The 14,718-nt window shown below is 39.4% G+C and carries 13 protein-coding genes and 1 tRNA gene; all 14 read right to left on the bottom strand.

Features of this window, described 5'->3' with window-relative positions; all coding sequences use genetic code 11:
* Positions 1-233: 233 nt before the first annotated feature.
* Positions 234-1,775: a methyl-accepting chemotaxis protein gene (locus tag NE558_RS06905; protein ID WP_256149235.1), complete on the bottom strand. Its 1,542-nt coding sequence runs from the start codon at positions 1,773-1,775 to the stop codon at positions 234-236.
* 562 nt (positions 1,776-2,337) lie between these two features.
* Positions 2,338-2,421, bottom strand: a tRNA-Leu gene (locus NE558_RS06900).
* Between the two features lie 73 nt (positions 2,422-2,494).
* Positions 2,495-3,082 carry a lysine exporter LysO family protein gene (locus NE558_RS06895; RefSeq protein ID WP_256149234.1) on the bottom strand — a complete coding sequence of 196 codons (588 nt, stop codon included), beginning with the start codon at positions 3,080-3,082 and terminating at the stop codon, positions 2,495-2,497.
* Entirely contained in the window at positions 3,079-3,360 is a 282-nt protein-coding gene (locus tag NE558_RS06890; RefSeq protein WP_256149233.1) for a LysO family transporter, read from the bottom strand. The genes NE558_RS06895 and NE558_RS06890 overlap by 4 nt, the downstream gene beginning before the upstream one ends.
* A 90-nt stretch (positions 3,361-3,450) precedes the next feature.
* Positions 3,451-4,482, bottom strand: coding sequence for a low-specificity L-threonine aldolase (gene ltaE / locus NE558_RS06885; RefSeq protein ID WP_305145016.1), 1,032 nt, complete (start codon positions 4,480-4,482; stop codon positions 3,451-3,453).
* Positions 4,483-4,485: 3 nt separating this feature from the next.
* Positions 4,486-6,114 (bottom strand): ABC-F family ATP-binding cassette domain-containing protein, encoded by a 1,629-nt coding sequence (locus NE558_RS06880; RefSeq protein WP_256149232.1) that lies wholly within the window; start codon positions 6,112-6,114, stop codon positions 4,486-4,488.
* Positions 6,115-6,382: 268 nt separating this feature from the next.
* Complete coding sequence (locus NE558_RS06875) at positions 6,383-7,276, bottom strand: hypothetical protein (RefSeq protein ID WP_256149231.1); 894 nt, start codon at positions 7,274-7,276, stop codon at positions 6,383-6,385.
* Between the two features lie 32 nt (positions 7,277-7,308).
* On the bottom strand, positions 7,309-7,476 hold the full coding sequence (locus tag NE558_RS06870; RefSeq protein WP_256149230.1) for a hypothetical protein: 168 nt from the start codon (positions 7,474-7,476) through the stop codon (positions 7,309-7,311).
* Positions 7,477-7,610: 134 nt separating this feature from the next.
* Positions 7,611-8,333: a tRNA threonylcarbamoyladenosine dehydratase gene (locus NE558_RS06865; RefSeq protein WP_256149228.1), complete on the bottom strand. Its 723-nt coding sequence runs from the start codon at positions 8,331-8,333 to the stop codon at positions 7,611-7,613.
* Positions 8,334-9,698 (bottom strand): HAD hydrolase family protein, encoded by a 1,365-nt coding sequence (locus NE558_RS06860; RefSeq protein ID WP_256149227.1) that lies wholly within the window; start codon positions 9,696-9,698, stop codon positions 8,334-8,336. It lies immediately after the preceding gene.
* 280 nt (positions 9,699-9,978) lie between these two features.
* Positions 9,979-11,073 carry an iron-containing alcohol dehydrogenase family protein gene (locus tag NE558_RS06855; RefSeq protein WP_256149225.1) on the bottom strand — a complete coding sequence of 365 codons (1,095 nt, stop codon included), beginning with the start codon at positions 11,071-11,073 and terminating at the stop codon, positions 9,979-9,981.
* A gap of 282 nt (positions 11,074-11,355) precedes the next feature.
* Positions 11,356-12,408: an electron transfer flavoprotein subunit alpha/FixB family protein gene (locus NE558_RS06850; RefSeq protein WP_256149224.1), complete on the bottom strand. Its 1,053-nt coding sequence runs from the start codon at positions 12,406-12,408 to the stop codon at positions 11,356-11,358.
* A gap of 136 nt (positions 12,409-12,544) precedes the next feature.
* The gene (locus tag NE558_RS06845; RefSeq protein WP_256149223.1) at positions 12,545-13,336 is read right to left on the bottom strand and encodes an electron transfer flavoprotein subunit beta/FixA family protein; all 792 of its coding nucleotides are present in this window, start codon (positions 13,334-13,336) and stop codon (positions 12,545-12,547) included.
* Between the two features lie 76 nt (positions 13,337-13,412).
* Entirely contained in the window at positions 13,413-14,555 is a 1,143-nt protein-coding gene (locus tag NE558_RS06840; protein WP_256149222.1) for an acyl-CoA dehydrogenase, read from the bottom strand.
* Between the last annotated feature and the right edge of the window lie 163 nt (positions 14,556-14,718).

The raw sequence follows: 14,718 nt of genomic DNA, 5'->3' as shown, positions 1-14,718 counted from the left end.
CAAACTTTAAGGTTATTATAACATAGGAGGCCAATAGAATTGAAAGAATTAATTTAATACAGAAGGTACCGACCCCTACAAGTTTTTCAGCCATACAAAAACATGTGATTTTCATGCCAAACTCCCTGTCCAAATGGAAAAACAAAACTAAAAGGTGCTAGTTGAACAAGTTATAGAAATTATGTTTCGTGAAAATCAATATATTTCATACCAATACTAAAAAAATTGACTTTCTACTTTCTCTTCTTTATTGCCAATCCATTTAAATTAAGATCCACTCCTATAATCCCAATAATCTTTCCCCCCTTTGAATAATAGGGTATTGCTAGGGTAACACAAGGATTTCTGGTAATTCCTGATATATAAATTTTAGAAATATATTGTTCCCCACCAATGCTTCCTTGAAACCATTCCCTAATTGTAGCATTTGCAATACTGGCAGAAGGAATGGAACAGAAAAACCTTCCATTTACATCATTGGTCCATACCGCTTCCACCACCTCTTTATGGGCTTCCTTAAATGTTCGAAGCATTTTATCATGAAGGTTTGGATCATTGGTTAAAAATTTATGGTGAATGGTCAACTCCGTCTGAATTATTTTAAAAAAATCCTGTGCAGTCTCATGAAGCGTATCCATAAACTCTTTGGTTTCAAATTGAACAGGCAGTTGAATGGTGCTATCAGCAATCTCAGATAATTCGTCGGAGGCAACGCCCAATTTCTTGCTCATCTTTGCAATATTTTCTACCCTATCCTTCTGACTTAGCGCAGAATGATAGACCGCATCTGCATTTTGGCTTGTTATGTTTACCAAATCCTCCATACATTCCATTTGTTCTCCAACCATATCAGAAATTTTACTTTGCTCATTGCTAATGGTATTAATCTCTTCAACGGTCGCAATCACTTTTTGAAAGGATTGGCTCATTTCTTGTAGATTTTCTTCTATTAATTTTGATAAAGCCACCCCCCTATCTACGCATTCGTTGTTTTGCCCAATGTCACAGTAAACTTTATTTACATCACTGTTCATGGACAAAATCTGCGCCTCAATATCCTTTACAAATACCTCTGTTATCTGTGTAAGATTTTTAAATTCAGATGCCACCACAGTGAACCCATGCCCCGCCTGACCGGCTCTTGCCGCTTCGATCGTGGCATTCATAGAAATTAACTTCATGTTTGATAAAATTCCGATGATCTCTTTTAGCATACTCGAAATTTTCTGCGAGGTTTCCTTCAAGGTTTCTATGGCGTTAGTGGCATTGCCACTCGTCTGCTTGATGGTTCCAATCACCTCAACAACATTCATAATCTCCGTTTTACTATTGTAAATGGTTTGTTCTGAGCTTCTGCTGTTTTTATCAAGCTGAAAAGCCATATCTCTAGTTGTGCTTGTCAATGAAACAAGGTTTTTCATTGCCACTGATGATTTGGTGATAATTTCATTCACCTCTGCCATTTGTCCTGACATTTGGGTGGACTGCTGAAAAAGAGTTTTTGAATATGTATTGCTTTCATCCACAGTAAGTTCGATTTCTGCTGAAACCGATTTTATACTCCCCGAAGCTACTGATAACTCCTGAGACAATTTATTTTTGTCATTCTTATATTCAACCAAGGTTTTATTCCATACGAGTTGTCCAAAAATCCCCATGAATACACAACCTAATACGCTGACAATCTTAAATAGATTTGTTTCTGCCACAAAACACAAAAGAATTAAAAGAAAGGCCCCTATTCCATGAATAACCACAATTCCATATTTTTTCATAACCAATCCTCCCTAAAAAAATACTCCTTTCAGCGCTTTATTGTATAAACAAATCAACGCTGAAAGGAGCCCCATTACTCGACAAAATTATTTTATTGAAGATATTACCATATAACATGGCATATTGCAAGGATTAGTTCTTTGAGAAAACAGCAAGCAAGCTTATCTTAATTTTCCTGCTTAACCGATTCGCCCTCCCCCTCCAGGGGTTCAAGGGCTTTGATTCGATTTTCAAGTTCTTCTATTTTCGTCTGTAATTCAATATAGGTAGAAATTAAAATTGCAAAAAACAAAGCAATTGTTCCAATGAATGCAATAACGCTTTGTATTATAAGCGGACCAAAGAAAAGAAAAATGCCGCACATAATAAAACATATCACAAATGTCTCAAAAAAACGTTTTATCTTTTTCGCCCCCATCCATACACATTTCTGTAAACAGTATAACATAATTTTACTTTTTTCCCAATAATTTCAGTGGTTAGATGTGAGCATGAGGGCTTTTTAAGAAAAACAAAAAAACTCAACAAATCTTTCGACTGTTGAGTTAATTTATTCAATGATGCGGATGACAGGACTTGAACCTGCACCAGGAAACCCCGACTAGAACCTGAATCTAGCGCGTCTGCCAATTCCGCCACATCCGCATGTGGACAACTCGCTAAGTAATAATAATATATTCGACCATAAAAGTCAAGGGATTTCTTCAATTTTTTTATCCTATAGGAAAAATTGTATTAAAACCGGAACAAGCAACGTGCAAGTTATTCCACTCATAAAGGCGATGACTGCTGTCTTTCCATCGGTATGTTTACTAATCATTCCCAAAGTGGTATCCATAGCTGTCGCCCCTGCTGGTGCAATGGCACTATAAGAATTTAAGTATTTTGCCAAAAAAGGAATTAGAATAAAAGTAAGCATCTCTCGAAATACGTTAGATAAAAAGGATATAGTCCCTCCAACGGGATTTCCCGCATTTGTTAAAATGATTCCAGATAGACTGTACCAACCCAAGCCTGCGGCAATGGCCATTCCTTCTTTAAAATGCATCTGGGAGATCAGTGCTGCAATGGCACCACCGCATAAAGAACCTAAAATTACACCAAGAGGAATCAGGAGGATGCGAAAGCCCAATTGGCGCACCTGACTAAAAACCTGGCGGTTCAGCCCCAAATCTATACCAACAGAAAACAATAATATCAAAAGCATAAAAGATGATGCCTCATCTAAAAAAGCTGCTATCCCCATAGGCATATACATACCTCCAAGAATGCCCAATACCAATACGATTAAAATAGCCATACTCATTTTGCTCCCTCCTTTTCAAAAAACAGCTTACTCAAAAGAAACACAAAAAGGATACTGCCAATGACTGCTAAAATCGCAAATAATAGAGCCTTCCCGCCCAAAGCAGGTAAGTTGCGAATTACCTCACCATTTCTGCCTATGCTAACCCCCATGCAGAAAATCAAGAGCATCAGCCAAAGAGTTTGCAGACGACAATTTAATTTTATATATTTTTCCTTAAGTAGTCCCAAAAAACCAATTGCAAAACCAATTGCCAAAACCAAAAAAATCTTCCACATTTTCATCCCCCCATAAACCTTAGTATAACAATAATTTTAAACAACTATGAATAAAAAAGCTGCCCCCGAAATACGAGGGCAACACTTTTATCAGGCTTCTTTTAACAACTGCACAACTTTATCAATTTCTTCCTTGGAAACATAATTATGGGTCACAAACCGCATCATTCCGTTGTCCTCACCGTTGATACGTATATCTCGATCAGCCATATATTTTACCAAAGCAGAAGAATTCAGCGGGAAGTCTTTTAGGCGGAAAAATACCATATTAATTTGCTGACGTTCCTCATAAACCTCCAAGCCTTCTACTTCTTTCAAGCGTGTGCACAAATATTTCGCATTATCATGATCTTCCTGCAATCTTTTTGACATTTCCTTCAGTGCAAGAATGCCTGCCGCCGCCAAAATACCTACCTGACGCATACCGCCACCAAGAATTTTGCGTTTTCTTCTTGCCTTTGCGATAAACTCATTGCTACCCATTAATAAGGAACCAGCAGGGGCACAAAGACCTTTTGACAAGCAAACAGAAATGGTATCTGCATATTGTGCCATTTCCTTTACATTCACATTTAAATAAGTAGCTGCATTAAAGATGCGGGCACCATCAACATAAACGGGCAATTGATATTTTTCAGCAAGAGCCTTCACATGTTTCATATACTCCAAAGAACGCACTTGGCCATCAGAATCTGCATTTTCATAGCTAATCAGAGCAGTTCTTGGCTGATGAATATCATCCAGATCCTTTCTGATATAATGTTCGACCAAATCCAAAGACATTTCACCCTTCACATTGGGTACAGAGCGCAACTGTGCACCTGCAATAATCCCAGATGCTCCTGCTTCATGGGCAATAATATGGCAGTTATCAGGAAGGATAACCTCTTCTCCCCTTTGTACATGGGTAAATAGCGCAAGCTGATTGGCCATTGTTCCTGTTGGAACAAAAAGTGCAGCTTCTTTGCCAAACATCTCCGCAGCCAATCTCTCCAGCTCATTGATTGTGGCATCATCTCCATAAACGTCATCGCCAACCACAGCGCTTGCCATTGCTTTTCTCATTTCTTCCGTTGGTACAGTTACTGTGTCACTTCTGAAATCAATTTTTCCGTTAATCAATGCTTACGCCTCCTCAGTCAATTTTAAGCGCAAATTATTAATCTCTTCATCTTCCAAATATTCATCATAAGTCATTTGTCTGTCAATGATTCCACCCGGTAGAATTTCAATAATTCTATCAGCAATGGTCTGTACAAACTGATGGTCATGAGAATCAAAAAGCAGTGTACCTTTATATTCAGACAAACCTTCATTTAACGCAGTGATTGCTTCCAAATCCAAATGGTTTGTGGGCTCGTCCATAATCAATACGTTTGCACCACTCATCATCATCTTACAAAGCATACAACGTACTTTCTCACCACCGGATAAAACATGAGCAGACTTCAAAGCTTCCTCGCCACTAAAGAGCATGCGTCCCAGCCATCCACGAATATCCGCATCATACTGCTCCCCTTCCTTGGCAAAGGGTCTCAGCCACTCAATCAAAGATTCTTTACAGCCTTCAAAATATTCTGAATTATCCTTAGGGAAGTATCCTGTTTTGGTTGTAATGCCCCATTTAAATTTTCCTTCATCAGGCTCCATTTCCCCCATCAAAATCTGGAATAAAGCAGTTCTTGCAATTTCGTCCTTACCTACAAAGGCTACCTTTTCGTTAGGACGAATCATAAAGCTTATGTTATCCAAAATCTTCTTGCCATCAATGGTTTTAGAAATATTCTCTACCAATAAAACATCATTTCCTACTTCTCTGTCTTGCTTAAAGCTACAGAAAGGATAACGTCTGCTGGAAGGCTTAACGGTATCCATCTGAAGGTTATCCAACAATTTTTTTCTGCTGGTTGCCTGCTTTGCTTTGGAAGCATTGGCGCTAAAGCGCTGAATGAATTCCTGTAATTCCTTCATTTTCTGCTCTGTCCGTTTATTCTGGTCTTTAATTTGACGCTGGGTCAACTGGGTAAAGCTATACCAGAAATCATAGTTACCAACAAACATTGTAATTTTACCATAATCAATATCCGCAATATTGGTACAAACCTTATTTAAGAAATGTCTATCATGGGATACAACAATAACGGTATTTTCAAAGTTCATTAAGAAGTCTTCTAACCATCTAATTGCATGAATATCCAAATGGTTGGTAGGCTCGTCCAGTAGTAAAATATCAGGATTTCCAAATAACGCCTGTGCCAAAAGCACCTTTACCTTCTGGGTACCTGTCAATTCCTTCATTTTTACATAATGCAATTCATTGGTAATACCCAAGCCATTTAACAAGATTTCCGCATTGGATTCGGCAGACCATCCGTCAAGCTCTGCAAATTCACCTTCTAATTCGGAAACCTTAATGCCATCCTCATCAGTAAAATCTGCCTTGGAGTACAGTTCTTCTTTTTCCTTCATAATTTCATACAATCTTTTGTGACCATACAAAACCGTCTGAACAACGTCCAATTCATCAAACAAGAAGTGATCCTGCTTCAAAACAGCCATTCTTTCGCCGGGGGTTATGAATACAGAGCCCTTATTGGGTTCAATCTCCCCAGATAAAATTTTCAAAAATGTAGACTTACCGGCGCCATTGGCACCAATGAGTCCATAACAATTCCCTTTTGTAAAGTTAATATTTACATCATTAAAAAGCACTCTGCCCCCGTATTGAAGGCTGACACCTTGTGCTGCGATCATAGTATATTCTCTCCTTTTTTCAAGTCAATCTTTTTCATTATAGCATCATCCCACAAAAAAAACAGTATTATTTATAAAATCCATTCATTATCAGCACTTCTCACGTTTTTTTGCAGAAATATATCTCTTTCCTCTTCATTTTTTCAAAAAAATAAACCCCTGCTTTCACAAGGGCCTCAGGATATGGAAATGAAGTAACCATTCCTTGAAAAATGCACTGCTTTTTCAAGGTTTTTTCACTGCATACATTGAAAAATCTCACGCTTTATTACTCTTTATCCTTTGATGAATTGCTTTCTATCAGAGAAATTTCTTTTTCATAGTTAATCGCACTTCTCGCTCCAGATGGAATATCTATTTTTTTCACTTCTCCAAGCTTGGAGATATTTTGCGTGATCGTGTATTTATCAACCTTAATAGGCTCAGTTCCTTCCTGTCCCAATTCCTGCAAAACATGGTTCATAACAATTTCTAAGGTTTTCCCAAAATCAATGGTAAAGGAAATGGGCGTTCCATCCTCTTTTAACTGAATTTCAAAGGGTACAGCTTGCACATCAGAATAATAATTCTCTCCAACACCATTCATACCCGCAATCTGCAGAAAGAATCCCGCTTCTGATACATCATAAACCTTTTGCGCCGGTATCTGCCCTGTTATGGTAACAACACCGCTTTTTGCAGAAACCAGCTTCCATTCATCCCCAGCATCCAACAAAATGCTCATATCCTTAACGGCATCATACATGCCCACAAACTTCATTGCATTTTCTTCTGCCAATGTCATCTCTGTCCACTGTCCATCATATGACATATACATATTTACACCATCATTTACTTTTTCCAAATACATTTGAGAATCCATCGTTGTCTTTCCAAATAAATCTTGGGTTAAAATCCCCACTGCCAATGGTTCCCGAAGCATTTCAATTTTCGCTTTGGTAATAGTTTTGTCTTCCTCTTTGCCCATTTGTGCCTCTGCATAAAAATCAGCAGCAAAGCTTGGGGCTGCTTCCAACTTGGCCTTCGCTGAAGCAATATAATTTTCGGGTCCCCCTTCAGCTAAAGCTACTTCCACATTGGAGGTCGGTTTTGCGTTGCATCCACTTAAGAAAACCATTGCACATAAAGCCATAGTGATTGCAACTTTTATTTTATTTTTCACCCTAACACCTCCTTTTACAATCTCGGAAACCATCATTTTATGGTATCGGGATAATGATAAAAAAGCTTTGAAGCTCTATTCTCCCAAACTGATAAAAAACCATCTTGGTATTGCCCCTCATCCACCTTCACAATTTTAGACAGTGGTGCTTTCTGTGAAGCAAGATTCATAAATTTTATGGTTACATTTATTCTATCCAAATATATTTCCCCTTTCAAGGGATTTTGAAATGTTTCAGAAAAATATAAGAAATGCTTCTTTTTCTTAATAGTTCTCTCCACTTTTCCGATATTTTTTGGAATTTTTTTACTTTATTCGCCACTTAGGCTTTTTTTCACTCCCGCACAATTCCAGCCAAATAACAAATTACCTCACCCGCCAGAACCATCCCTGCAGCTGGAGGAACAAAAGAAAGGCTGCCAGGTATCTGCCTCTTTCCGCTTTCCAGGGATTCTCGTGGTTTTCTTGGCAGCTCCTTGGAATAAACCACCTTAACGTCTCGTATACCTCTCTCTTTTAGCTCTTTGCGCATCACCTTGGCCAAAGGACAAACAGAGGTTTTTGCAATATCCGCCACTTCAAATCTGGATGGATCAAGCTTATTTCCTGTTCCCATACAGCTAATGATGGGCACACCCGCTTTCTTTGCCTCTTCAATTAATATAATTTTTGAGGTAATCATATCTATGGCATCCACAATGTAATCATATTCCCCAAAATTAATCAGCCCTCTATTTTCATTGGTAAAAAGCACAGAATGGTTCTCCACTGTTGTTTGGGGCAAAATATCATGAATACGTTCCTTCATAACCTCTGTTTTGAACTGTCCTACAGTTTTTTGAGTTGCGATGAGCTGACGGTTTATGTTTGTTAAGGACACACAATCTCCATCGATTAAGGTTAAATGTCCAACACCTCCCCTTGCCAATGCTTCCGTAGCAAAGGAGCCTACGCCACCTATTCCAAAAACAGCAACCTTGGCTTGCTTTAATTTCCTTAAGCTATCCTCCCCCAACAAAAGCTCCGCTCTGGATAACTCATGTAATTCTTCCTGCATTTATTTCACCTTTTTCTTTTTTTCACTCCTCAGCTCTTTGGGCAAAGTCTGCCAAGGCAAAGGCTCATATAGATGGAACATTTTACGAACAATGCTGTCGCCTGTACCCTTTAGCTGATAGTCCGACGCCTTCACAGCATCATCACTGGCATCTAATGTTGCGAAAGACAAGTCCGCCGCCTGCATCATGGATGCATCGTTCTTGTTACTTCCGAAAACCACAGTTTTTTTCTGAGACATTTTTTCTAAAAGCCTATTCATCATATATTCCTTTGTGGCATTTTTATGATAAATTTTCAGATGACAATAGTCTTCTGGGGTCTCGGATTTATCCCTTAAAAAGAGAAGCTCCCTCTCTTTATCCATCTCAATCAATTTCTCCGTAACAAAGTCAGCTGTCTCGTCCTTTACTACAAGGAGAATATAAACAACAATGCCATCCTCGGGACGCTCTCCATAAACATAGTTTCTGTGGGGAGAAAGACGCAACTGGTGGTAAAGCTTTTGTTCTTCTTCATTTTTGAAGTCGTGATAATAAATCAGCAGAACATCCTGCCAAACAACATTTAAAAAATAATGTAAATCAAACTCTTTCAAAAAGTTTTCAATCTTTTCTGTCAGCTCTTTTGAAAGACCATGACAAGCCAGATAACGTTTCTCGTTCATATCATAAAGCACAGCTCCATCCATTGCGATAATTGGCAATTTTATATGAAGCATGCCTATATCCGCTATCAGCGATGCAGGTGTTCTTTCTGTTGCAATGGTAAACGCCATGTCATCCTTTAACAACTGATTCAATTCAAAAATACTATAGGGGGTCATACCGGTCTTTTCTCCGTAGATAGCCCCATCAAACCCTGAAACAAAAAGAAAATCCTTCTCTTTTCGTCGGGGTAAATGAGCCATATTTACTCCCAGAGAGACTAAAATTCCCACGATGGTTTCCACAGAACGATTGACTGCATCCATAAGTGGTGTAGAACCAGTGCTTAAAGTAATACTTAATAAAACAACCCCCGCCAAAGCTGAGGCTCCTGGTTTTTTTAACAACACTGTTGTATATAAAACTGGGATAACCGTTAAGGATATCACCAAAAAATGCACATAATCATATTCTGGAGGAATGTATAGGCTCACAGATGCCGCAATTAACCCGAAAACTGCCCCTATGATCGTTCCAATGATACGGTTAAATGCCACATCTACACTATGCTCCACATAAGGCTGCATGCAAATAATTGCAGCAATAGCAGAAAAAATAGGTTTCCCGTTTCCGCCTGTTAAACTGCTGATTAAAAAACATATCCCCACAGCGATTGCTGTCTTAATCATACGCATCCCAATTCTTGGAAAAAATGCCATCCTACGCACTCCTTAGGTCTATTTTTCTCTTCACAAGTATAAAAGCATATGCCACAGCTGTCAAGCTTCAAAAAAGGCTAAAAGTAGCAGTTATTTTGAAAACCACAAAGAAAAAAAGCCTCACTGCTTTACATGGATTTTTTATTACAAATCCTGGAAACATAGGCTTTATATTTTAATAAACAAAGGGTTACCGCTCCTCTTAAAAATCATTCCGTTGAACAATCCGAGGCAAAGGATTACCTCCTTTGCCTCAAAAGTTTCACTCTATGTATTTACATTAAGCGGTTGCCTTCAGATTGAAATCTTCCAGCTCCAAAATTGCCGCCTTAATCATTTCTGTGGTGATTTCATAAGGCGTGTAATCCAAATCATACTTTTTCACAGCTGCCTCTAAAACAGGATCCAATTCTTCAACGGAAACCTCAATATCAGACAGCTTTGTGGGCAAGTTCATTCCCTTGTAGAACGCAAAGAAACGATCCAATAAGTCATACTGCTTATCCAATGTCAATAAAACCAAAGTGCCATAAGAAACAACTTCGCCATGACGATGTCTTTCCTCAACCTGTGGTAGCATGGTCATACTGTTAAACAGCGCATGTGCCAAATTGGTATTATACTTATGGGAATCTACCATATTAGATACCATACCAGTGTTAATGAAAATATCCAAAGCAACCTGCTCAATGGCATGAGAAGGACGGTTTAACCGACAATCCTCCATAGCTTGGATACCATATTTCAACAAAGGCTCTGTACAGCAGCTGCACATAGCAACCCCAGCCTGCTCGGATAAAGTTAATTCTGCCTCTTTACCTCTTGCAGAAAATTTAACTTCTGCTTCCTTGCTCATGCCGTCGCCAATGCCTGCCCAAAGATATACCTCTGGAGCCTCTGCGATAACTTTTGTTGAAATAAATACATGCACAGGTGGTCTTTCCACACGGAAGAAATCACGGAATACATGATTTGTGTGATAATAAATTCCCAATGCGGAAATACATGCACAGGTTGCTGCAATGGTAGGGAAAGTGAAATAAGGTTTTTTCAGATGATCTGCAACCAACTTTGCACAATCAATCGCTTTGCCGCCCCCGACGCAAAAAACCATATCTGCTTCTTTTACCACATCCAATTGCTGCAATTCCTCAGCGTACTCAAAAGCCGCCTCTCCTTTATACCAAATAAAATCGGTAATTTTTACGGAGCTCTCCTGCGTTGCTTCCAATAAATACTCTTTGGTCTTTTCCATCGCTGTTTTGCCGCCAATGACTACCGCCTTTGTCCCATAAGGTGAACATACAGCTTCTATCTCACGATATGCGTTCTCACCAGCTGTATAGCCAGGGAAAAAAATAGAATTACTCTCCATCTCGACAACCCCCTTATCGATATAAAAACAAACCCATTTGTAAAAAGTGATACTATATTGCGTCAAAGAATAAGGAATAAGGAATACTGTATATTGTATTCAAATACAGCTTATACTTTAACTGCATTCCGAAAGCCCCCTATGCCGAAAAGGCAAGGGGCTTACGAAATTCTTAAGTTATATACCGCATTATTTTGTGAAACCTGAGCACACAATTCGGCCTATAAATCATCAGCCGTGCATTATGCGGCGTTGCTTTATTATGCTCCGACAAACAAATTCTTAGTTGTTCGCCTTTGCTGCTTTATATTTTCTGATTGCATCAGCCAATTTAGGCAGGATAACCTTAACGTCACCAACGATACCCAAGTCAGAAACTTCGAAAATGGGAGCTGTGTCGTTTTTGTTGATGGAAATAACCAATTCGGAGTTTTCCATACCTGCAACGTGCTGAATTGCACCGGAAATACCACAAGCCATGTACAGGTCAGGGCGTACTGTCTTACCTGTCTGACCAACCTGACGATCTTTTTCAATCCAACCAGCGTCAACACATGCTCTGGAAGAACCAACTTCTGCGCCCAATGCATCTGCTACGTCTCTGATTAAATCGAAGCCCTGTGCACCGCCAATACCACGGCCACCGGATACGATCAATTTTGCTTCTGTCAAATCAACAGCCTTCTTGTCAGCCTTAACAACTTCAAGAATCTCAACGTTCATATCAGCGTCTGTAAAATCAACGTTGAATTTGATTAATTGGCCTGTTCTTGTTGTGTCTTTTGCAATTCTCTTCATAACACCAGGACGTACTGTTGCCATCTGAGGTTTTGTTCTAGGGCACATCAATGTTGCCATGATGTTACCACCGAATGCAGGACGAGTCATAAGAAGTGCTCTTGTAGGATCTTCACAACCCATAGCTGCTTCCTTAGCATATTCTTCTTCTGTCTTTGCCATTCTCAAGCCTGTTGTATCTGCAACCAAACCTGTTTTTACACGGCTAGCTACACGAGGAGCCACGTCACGGCCGATGGAAGATGCACCAAACAGCATGATTTCAGGATCATATTCCTTAGCGATAGCTGTGATAGCTTTTGTATAAGGCTCTGTTACATACTCTTTCAAATAAGGGCTGTCAACAAGGATAACCTTGTCTGCACCATAGTGGAAAAGTTTGTCAACCTGACCTTCAATTTCATGACCCAACAGGACAGCAACTACTTCATCCTTGAGGTCTTCTTTCAATCTGGTGGATTCGCCGATCAGCTCAAGGCCTACGTTCTGAACCTTGCCGCTTCTTTGCTCTATTACTACAAAAATACCTTTGCTCATAGGTGTTTCCTCCTTAAATTTTTCAGCATCTTACTAAACATAGCCCGGCTTGTCTAGAAAATGCCCTGACCCTTTGCCGTTCAACTGTTTTTACGGCACATTTTATGTATAAGAAAAATTTCCTATCTAATTCAAATTAGATAATGAATTTTTCTTCCAATTTGTTCACAATTGCTTCTACAGCCTGTTCAGGTGTAAGGTCGTTCAATACGGTACCTGCACCCTTCATTTCCTTTGTGAAGGATTTGTATACGTTTGTAGGGGATCCCTTCAAACCAATCATATCCAATTCCAAACCATCCTTCAATTCTTCAAAGCCAATGGTTTTGATTTCTTTGGTATATGCTTCGAATACGCCGCCAACGGACATATATCTAGGCTCAGCTAATTCTGCAATGGCAGTCAAAAGACAAGGTGTTTTTACCTTCACAATGTGGTAGCCATCTTCAAACTGTCTTTTTACAGTAACATAATCTGCTCCTGCATCTACCAGTTCTTCTACATAAGAAACCTGAGGTAAGTGCAATTTTTCAGCAATCTGAGGACCAACCTGTGCTGTGTCACCATCGATTGCCTGACGGCCTGTGATAATAACATCATAGCCAATTTTATCTAAAGCTGCAGCCAAAATTCCGGATGTAGCATATGTATCGGAACCACCGAATTCTCTTGCGGAAACCAAATACGCTTCGTCACAACCCATAGCCAATGCTTCTCTCAAGGCAATATCTGCCTGAGGAGGGCCCATGGATACAACGGTAACTGTGCCACCTATTTTTTCTTTCAATGTCAAGGCAGCTTCAATGCCTGTCTTATCGTCGTGGTTAATAATAGAGGGAACACCGTCACGAATCAGTGTGCCTGTTTTTGGATCAATCTTTACTTCTACGGTATCAGGTACCTGCTTGATACAAACAACTATTTTCATAGGAAAAGTTTCTCCTTTCATATTTTGGAATCTTTAGGATTGTTTTCTTACACCGGAAAACACATCTATAGCAAAATTATTTCAAGCCTAACCAGCTGGAGATAACCATTTTCTGCACTTCGGATGTACCTTCGTAGATTTCTGTGATTTTTGCGTCACGCATCATTCTTTCCATAGGGTAATCTCTTGTATAACCATATCCACCGAATAACTGAACGCATCTTCTTGTTACATCGCTTGCTGTAGAGCCTGCCATGTATTTTGCCATAGCAGAAAGGTGGCTGTAAGGTCTATGAGCATCTTTTTCACAAGCTGCTTTGTAAATCAAAAGCTTTGTAGCTTCCACCTTTGTTGCCATATCAGCCAATTCAAACTGTGTGTTCTGGAACTGACCAATTTTCTTTTTGAACTGCTTTCTTTCCATTACATATTTAACGCATTCTTCAATTGCGCCTTCTGCGATACCCAATGCCTGGGAAGCGATACCGATACGTCCGCCATCCAATGTCTGCATTGCAATTTTGAAGCCTTGTCCTTCTTTACCCAAAAGATTTTCTTTGGGGATACGGCAGTTTTCCATAATCAGATCACAGGTTGCGGAACCACGAATGCCCATTTTTCTTTCCTTTTTGCCGATAGAGAAACCGGGTGTATCTTTTTCCACGATAAATGCAGAAATACCACGGTTGCCCTTTGCTTTATCTGTCATTGCGATAATTACATAAATTTCTGCATAGCCTGCGTTAGTAATGAACACCTTTGTGCCATTCAAAACATATTCATCGCCATCCAGCTTTGCTGTTGTCTGCTGCATGGAGGAATCAGTACCTGCACTGGGTTCAGTTAAACCAAAAGCACCCAATTTTTCACCCTTAGCCAAAGGTACCAAATATTTCTGCTTCTGCTCCTCAGTACCAAACATATAGATTGGGCCAGCACACAAAGATGTGTGGGCAGAAACAATTACTGATGTTGTTGCGCAAACTTTACCAAGCTCTTCCACTGCCATCGAGTAAGATAAATAATCTCCGCCAGCGCCGCCATATTCTTTAGGGAATGGAATACCCATAAACCCGAATCTTGCCAGCTTGCTTATCGATTCCACAGGAAATCTCTCTTCTTCATCAAGCTCTTCTGCCAAAGGTTTAACCTCTGTTTCGGCGAACTTTCTGTAAAGATCTCGCAGTAAAACGTGCTCTTTAGAATAGCCAAACTCCATAAACTTGTTCCTCCTTAAATCATTTTCATATTTAGCATACTAAATTGTTATTTCTCTAACGATTATATATTATCAGCAATTACCGTGCCAAACAAGCCCTTTACTGATTTTACGCTGAAATCTAAATTTAATGATAGATAATTGTTGCAATAAATGTTAGAAT

The organism is Anaerotignum propionicum, from assembly GCF_024461735.1.
Classification (GTDB): Bacteria; Bacillota; Clostridia; order Lachnospirales; family Anaerotignaceae; genus Chakrabartyella.
Note: the sequence above shows the minus strand (reverse complement) of the source record. Positions and strands in the feature narration are given on the sequence as shown.